Raw genomic sequence first — 6,600 nt, 5'->3', positions numbered from 1 at the left:
AGCCCCAGCCCCTCGCAGAAGGCGACCACCCGCTCGGCCTCCGGGTCGCTGGCCCAGTCGCCGCGTACCCAGCGGTTGATGGTCTGGCGGGAGACGCCGGTGCGCCGGGAGACCTCGGTGCCGCTCCAGGCCCGCATGGCGCGGGCGTCCTCCAGCGCGCGGCGGACGAAGGTGGCGAAGGCGATCTTCCGTGCGTTGGCGGTCTCGGTCACCCCGTGACGGTACGGCCAGTCGGTCTCGGCGTCGCGTCCCGGCACGCTGCTGTCACGCCGACGTGACGGTGATCCACGATTCTCGGTAAACGATCCAGAGCTGTTCCTGAGGGGTGTCACCCGGGCAGAATAGATGGACGCCAGTACGGCGGTAAACAGACGAAAAGCTGATACTGTCACGCTCATGAGACAACTTACGGTGTGTCACGTGCATGAGACGACGAGTGCTCACATGCGTCACTCCGCGGGTGTCGAGGGGGTCTCGTGACCGAGCTCGCGACCCGTGCGCAGGCCTTCGGCCTGATCGCGGAGGGGGTGACCGCCGGGCTGAGCGCCCCGTGGCGGCTCTACCTCGCCCGGGGCTGCCGCTACCTCTCCCTCAGCGTCGGCGACCGCGACGAGTGGGACGCCTGGCGGACCCACCTCGGCTGTCCCGAGCTGAGCGTCCGGGTCTACGACGCCGGCGGCGAGATCCGCCGTGCCTCGGTGGCCGAGGTGATCGTCGACGGCTGCCGGATCAGCGTCGAGCTGGTCGAGGAGGTCAGCACCGCCGACCTGGAGCGGCTGCTGGTCGTCGACCCCCTGCCCGGGACGGACGAGCGATGAGCCCGTTCCTCGCCGTCGTGCTGGTTCTCGTGCTCGGCTCGACCTGCTACGCGGCGGGCCGCCTGCACGGCCAGCTCAGCTACCGGATCGGCTACCGGTTCGGCTACCGCCAGGGCTACTTCGACGGCGATCGGGGCGCCTGGAACCGACGCCGCCGGGACGCGCAGGCCGCGATCGCCTCGGCGCTGGCCGGGCCGGCCCCGGCCGTGGTGACCGGCCCGGCCGGGCGCGGCACGCCGTTCGCCGGCACCGCCGTCCCCGCCGCGGTCACCGCCCGGGCCACGTCCGCCCCGGCCCTGCGGGCCACCACGACCACCCAGCTCGGGGGGCTGGCCACCCGGCAGGGCACCACCTACACCGGCTCCTCGTTCGGCGCGGCCGGCGGGCCGCGGACCGGGACCCTGGTCCGGCGTCAGGGCTGAGGTCCCCCCAGGCACGGTGTGCCGTCCGCGGCGGACGCGCACCGTCGGAGCCGCCGTCAGACCGGTGACGGCGGCTCCGCCGGCCGGGATGCGCGCAGGGGGCATGCATCCCGGCCGGTTCCGCCGCCGTTCATCCCTCCTTCCGGTGTGATCCACTCGCGCCACTAGCCGACCGCGCCTCCGGCCATTAGCGTCTAGGCATGGCACGGGGTTTTCCCGGGCCAGCCGGACAGCCCGGACCTGCGACCTCGCGCACGGGGCCCGCATCCGACCCCGTGTCCCACCGGGCACCGGAAGAGGCGGAACTCGGGTGGCCGGGTGCCCATCCGCGGAGCAGGCCTGTGACCACTCGCCGTACCCCCGCCGGTGCCGACCAGACCCCGGCCGCGACCGCCACGACCCGCCGGACCACCCGCAGCCGTCGCACGGCCGCCGCGTCCGCCGGCACCGAGGAGCCCCGACCAGCCGGCCCAGCCTTCGTCCTGGACACGTCGGTCCTCCTCTCCGACCCCGCGGCCTTCCACCGCTTCGCCGAGCACGAGGTGGTGCTGCCGCTGGTGGTCATCTCCGAGCTGGAGGGCAAGCGCCACCACCCCGAGCTGGGCTGGTTCGCCCGGCAGTCGCTGCGCATGCTGGACGAGCTGCGGGTGCGGCACGGCCGGCTGGACCGGCCGGTGCCCGCCAACGACCAGGGCGGCACCCTCCGGGTGGAGCTGAACCACACCGACGACGGGGTGCTGCCGCCCGGGTTCCGGAACGAGTCGAACGACGCGCGGATCCTCTCCGTGGCGCTCAACCTCGCCGCCGAGGGGCGCGAGGTCACCCTGGTCAGCAAGGACATGCCGCTGCGGGTGAAGGCGGCCTCGGTCGGCCTGCGGGCCGACGAGTACCGGCACGGCCAGGCCAGCGACCCGACCTGGACCGGGATGGCCGAGCTGGAGCTGGCCGAGGAGGAGATCGGCCGGCTCTACGCGGGGGAGACCCTCGACCTCGACGCCGCCGCCGGCCTGCCCTGCCACACCGGCCTGGTGCTGCACTCGGCGCGGGGCTCGGCCCTCGGCCGGGTGCTGCCGGACAAGACCGTCCGGCTGGTCCGCGGCGACCGGGAGGCGTTCGGCGTGCACGGCCGCTCGGCGGAGCAGCGGGTCGCGCTCGACCTGCTGCTGGACGAGTCGATCGGCATCGTCTCGCTCGGCGGCCGGGCCGGCACCGGCAAGTCCGCGCTGGCGCTCTGCGCCGGCCTGGAGGCGGTGATGGAGCGCCGCCGGCACAAGAAGGTCGTCGTGTTCCGCCCGCTGTACGCGGTCGGTGGCCAGGAGCTGGGCTACCTGCCCGGCTCGGAGTCGGAGAAGATGTCGCCCTGGGCCCAGGCCGTCTTCGACACCCTCGGCTCCGTGGTGCACGAGAACGTGCTGGAGGAGGTCACCTCCCGGGGCCTGCTGGAGGTCCTGCCGCTGACCCACATCCGCGGCCGGAGCCTGCACGACGCCTACGTCATCGTCGACGAGGCGCAGTCGCTGGAGCGCGGCGTCCTGCTCACCGTGCTGTCCCGGATCGGTCAGGGCTCCCGGGTGGTGCTCACGCACGACGTGGCCCAGCGGGACAACCTCCGCGTCGGGCGGCACGACGGGGTGACCGCGGTGATCGAGGCGCTGAAGGGTCATCACCTCTTCGCGCACGTCACCCTCAGCCGTTCGGAGCGTTCTCCCATCGCCGCGATGGTTACCGATCTGCTGGAGGACATCCCGCTCTGAGGCTGGCCTTTGCCCTGATTTGCGGGCATTAATTGTGTGGCGCAGATCACAATTGGCGTCCTTGGTTTCCCATCGGTCTCACTGTGCGCAATGGTGTCCATCGAGCGCCTCAGCACCACCAAGATCGTCGAGCATCATTCGCCACGGCACGGCGGAGGGCCACGAACACCGGTGCGTCGGCTGCGACCGCGAGGGTCGGGGCGCTCACGGCGCCGCCGCGGCCGCTCCTGGGCCACGCGTCGCGCCGTGTCCTTGCCCCCGACGAAGGGACACTTCGTGAGTCGGCTGTGGAGCCGGTTCGGTGCCCGTACGGCCGCTGTCGCGCTGCTCTCCGTGGGCGTCGCCGGCGGCTTCTATCTGGGCGAAGACCGACAGACCCAGCAACAGGGCCTGACCGCGCAGGTCGGCCTGGAGGTCGACCGGACGGAGTACGCGTACCAGCGCGACCTCCAGGCCGAGCACCGCCTGGAGTCGGCCAAGCAGCGGGCCGCCGAGTACCAGGCGAAGCTGCGGGCCGCGGCGGCGGCCAAGGAGGCCGCCGAGCGGGCCAAGCAGGCCGAGGCGGCGGCCGCGTCGCGCAAGAAGGAGCGCGAGGCCGCGGCGAAGGCGGAGGCCAAGCCGTACGACGGGCCGATCCCGGCCTCCTGCGAGGAGTTCAGCGGCAACCGCAAGATCGGTTGCGCACTCATGATCGACGAGGGTTTCGGCATCGACCAGTTCCCCTGTCTGGACAAGCTCTGGACCAAGGAGAGCGGCTGGAACCACAAGGCCTACAACGAGGGGTCCGGCGCGTACGGCATCCCGCAGGCCCTGCCGGGCAGCAAGATGGGCTCGGTGGCGGACGACTGGAAGACCAACCCGGCCACCCAGATCAAGTGGGGCCTCGGCTACATCGAGGGCCGGTACGACAACCCGTGCGGCGCCTGGCAGCACTCGCAGAGCACCGGCTGGTACTGATCGGACACTGACGGCGGGGCGTGCGGAGATTCGCACGCCCCGCCGTCGTCATCTCCCGCTCGGGTGGCAATGCGCGGCGATTGCTGATAGCTGTTGACGGGTGACCTGGCATGACGGCCCGACGGGCGGCGACCCGCACCGGTTCGGCACCGAGGCGTTCTACGCCGCGCTCGGCCGCGCCTTCGTCGCCATGTGCGCGGTCGTGCCGGTGCTCTTCCTCGTCGAGGCCGTCGACGTCGGCCTGCGCGCCGACCTCGACGTCACCGCCGGCATCATCCCGCACCACATCCAGGGGCTGGACGGCGTGTTCTTCTCGCCGTTCCTGCACGCCGGCTGGAACCACCTCTACAGCAACAGCATCCCGCTGATCCTGCTCGGCACCTTCGTGCTGGCCGCCGGCACCCGCCGGTTCCTCTGGTCGACGCTTGTCATCATCCTGGTCAGCGGCCTCGGGGTGTGGTTCACCGGCTCGCCCAACTCGGTGGTGGTCGGCGCGAGCGGGGTGATCTTCGGCTACCTCGGCATCCTGCTCACCCGCGGCATCGTCGAGCGGAGCTGGTGGAACTTCGCCGTGGTGCTCCTGGTCGGCCTGCTCTACGGCTGGCAGTTGCTCGGCATCCTTCCCACCGACGAGCGCATCTCCTGGCAGGGGCACCTGTTCGGGCTGCTCGGCGGTGCCGTCGCGGCGATCCTGTTCCGCCGCCGGGCCGAGAGCGCGGGGCGGGACCCGCTCGGGACACCGCCCGTCACGCTGCCCTGACGGCACGTCCACCGGCCGGCGGGACGTGCTTGCCCGCGGCCACCGGCCCGCCTACCGTCGGGATCAGCACGCGTTGATCCCCTGGCGAAGTGACGGGACGGTACGCCATGCGCGAGGTCGATGTCGCCGTGATCGGGGCCGGCCCCGCCGGGCTGTTCGCCGCCTACTACGCCGGGTTCCGCGGGCTCTCCGTGGCGGTGATCGACGCGCTGCCCGAGCCGGGCGGTCAGGTCACCGCCATGTACCCGGAGAAGCTGATCCTCGACGTCGCCGGGTTTCCCGCCATCAAGGGGCGGGAGCTGGTGGCCAACCTGGTCGCCCAGGCCGCGCCGTTCCGCCCGGAGTACCTGCTCGGGGTGCGTGCGGAGAAGCTGTCGTACCTGGACGGGCGGCCGGTGCTCGGGCTGGCCGGCGGTGACCAGCTGCGCTGCGGCGCGGTGCTGGTGACCGGCGGGCTGGGCAGCTTCACCCCCCGGCCGCTGCCGGTGGCGGACAGCTTCGTGGGCGCCGGGATCGTCTACTTCGTACCGCAGCCGACCGAGCTGACCGGCCGGGACGTGCTCATCGTGGGCGGCGGCGACTCCGCCTTCGACTGGGCGGTGACGCTGGCCCCGATCGCCCGCTCGGTGACCCTGGTGCACCGGCGGGACCGGTTCCGGGCGCACGCCTCGACCGTCGACCGGGTGCGCGCCCTGCCGGTGCGGATCGTGGTCAACGCCGAGGTGAGCCGGCTGCACGGCGAGGACCGCGTCACCGGCGCCGAGCTGACCGTGCGCGGCGGCGCGGTGGAGACGCTGCCGGTGGACACCGTGGTGGCCGCGCTCGGGTTCACCGCCGACCTGGGCCCGCTCGCCGAGTGGGGCCTGAACCTGGACCGGCGGCACATCGTGGTCGACAGCGCGATGGCCACGAATCTGCCCCGGGTCTTCGCGGCCGGGGACATCACCGAATATCCGGGGAAGGTCCGGCTGATCGCCACCGGCTTCGGCGAGGCGGCCACCGCGATCAACAACGCGGCGGTCGTCATCGACCCGACGGCGCACCTCTTCCCGGGCCACTCCTCAGACGGCACCTGACCGGCGACGCCGGGCTCAGGCGGCGGGCAGGCCGATCAGGTCGGCCATCAGGCCGGTCTGGTGGTCGAAGTACTCGTCGCGGTGCGGCAGGGCCCGGTTGATCCGGCCGAACAGCTCGAAGCTGATCAACCCGAAGAGCTGGGTCCAGCCGGCCATGCCCCGGGCCAGCAGCGCGGGCGGCAGGTCCATGGCGAGCAGGGCGGCCAGCTCGGCCACGTCCGACCGCAGCGGTTCGGGCAGCTCCTCGCCCGACGGGTCGAGCCGGCCGGCGGCCACCCCGTCGCGGAGGATGCCGACCAGGGTCACCGGGGGGCGCTGGGCGGGTGCCACGGTGTCGTCCGGGGCCGCGTAGCCGGGGACCGGGCTGCCGTAGAGCAGGGCGTACTCGGCGGGGTGGGCCAGCGCCCAGGCCCGGGCGGCCCGGCACGCGGCGTGCCAGCGCCCGCGCAGGTCGGCCCGGTCGACGCCGGCGTCGGCCGCCTCGACCGCGTCGCCGAGCGCCTCGTACGCCTCCAGGATCAGCGCGGTGAGCAGGTCGTCGCGGCTGGGGAAGTAGCGGTAGATCGCCGAGGAGACCATGCCGAGGTCCCGGGCGACGGCGCGGAGCGAGAGGTTCGCGCCGTCGGTGGCCAGGTGGCGCCGGGCGACCGCCTTGATCTCTTCGATCATGCCGGCGCGGACCCGGGCGCGGAGCGAGGGAACGACCATGGCTCCACTCTGCCACGAAGAGAGCGGCAGTCACAACCGAGAGCACCGCTCTTGACGAAGTGGCCCAGCATTGGGCATGCTCTGTTGCGAGAGCGGTGCTCTCAC

8 protein-coding genes are annotated in these 6,600 nt (G+C 72.8%); 6 read left to right on the top strand and 2 right to left on the bottom strand.

Going from position 1 to position 6,600, the window contains the following annotated elements:
• Positions 1-212: helix-turn-helix domain-containing protein (locus tag ACW0Q9_RS06800; protein ID WP_456179074.1), on the bottom strand; the 212-nt coding region annotated here is incomplete at its 3' end.
• 264 nt (positions 213-476) lie between these two features.
• Here ACW0Q9_RS06800 and ACW0Q9_RS06795 point away from each other — a divergent pair.
• The 6 genes from ACW0Q9_RS06795 (at position 477) to ACW0Q9_RS06770 (ending at position 5,787) form a co-directional block, all read left to right on the top strand.
• Positions 477-818: a hypothetical protein gene (locus tag ACW0Q9_RS06795; protein WP_456179073.1), complete on the top strand. Its 342-nt coding sequence runs from the start codon at positions 477-479 to the stop codon at positions 816-818.
• Complete coding sequence (locus ACW0Q9_RS06790) at positions 815-1,240, top strand: hypothetical protein (protein WP_456179072.1); 426 nt, start codon at positions 815-817, stop codon at positions 1,238-1,240. The genes ACW0Q9_RS06795 and ACW0Q9_RS06790 overlap by 4 nt, the downstream gene beginning before the upstream one ends.
• Before the next feature lie 341 nt (positions 1,241-1,581).
• Positions 1,582-2,994, top strand: coding sequence for a PhoH family protein (locus tag ACW0Q9_RS06785; RefSeq protein WP_456179071.1), 1,413 nt, complete (start codon positions 1,582-1,584; stop codon positions 2,992-2,994).
• 276 nt (positions 2,995-3,270) lie between these two features.
• Entirely contained in the window at positions 3,271-3,951 is a 681-nt protein-coding gene (locus tag ACW0Q9_RS06780) for an aggregation-promoting factor C-terminal-like domain-containing protein (protein WP_456179070.1), read from the top strand.
• A gap of 100 nt (positions 3,952-4,051) precedes the next feature.
• Positions 4,052-4,711 (top strand): rhomboid family intramembrane serine protease, encoded by a 660-nt coding sequence (locus ACW0Q9_RS06775; RefSeq protein ID WP_456179069.1) that lies wholly within the window; start codon positions 4,052-4,054, stop codon positions 4,709-4,711.
• Between the two features lie 107 nt (positions 4,712-4,818).
• Positions 4,819-5,787 (top strand): NAD(P)/FAD-dependent oxidoreductase, encoded by a 969-nt coding sequence (locus ACW0Q9_RS06770; protein WP_456179078.1) that lies wholly within the window; start codon positions 4,819-4,821, stop codon positions 5,785-5,787.
• A 15-nt stretch (positions 5,788-5,802) separates the two neighbouring features.
• Here the strand turns inward: ACW0Q9_RS06770 and ACW0Q9_RS06765 are convergent, their stop codons facing one another.
• On the bottom strand, positions 5,803-6,495 hold the full coding sequence (locus ACW0Q9_RS06765) for a TetR/AcrR family transcriptional regulator (protein ID WP_456179068.1): 693 nt from the start codon (positions 6,493-6,495) through the stop codon (positions 5,803-5,805).
• Positions 6,496-6,600: the final 105 nt, after the last annotated feature.

The organism is Micromonospora sp. I033, from assembly GCF_053890995.1.
The sequence above is the reverse complement of the archived record's forward strand: the minus strand, read 5'-3'. Positions and strand labels throughout refer to the sequence as shown.

Bases quoted from the DNA above. Each gene is read 5' to 3' on its own strand.
- ACW0Q9_RS06790 (WP_456179072.1), top strand. From the start codon at position 815: ATGAGCCCGTTCCTCGCCGTCGTGCTGGTTCTCGTGCTCGGCTCGACC.
- ACW0Q9_RS06765 (WP_456179068.1), bottom strand. From the start codon at position 6,495: ATGGTCGTTCCCTCGCTCCGCGCCCGGGTCCGCGCCGGCATGATCGAA.
- ACW0Q9_RS06770 (WP_456179078.1), top strand. From the start codon at position 4,819: ATGCGCGAGGTCGATGTCGCCGTGATCGGGGCCGGCCCCGCCGGGCTG.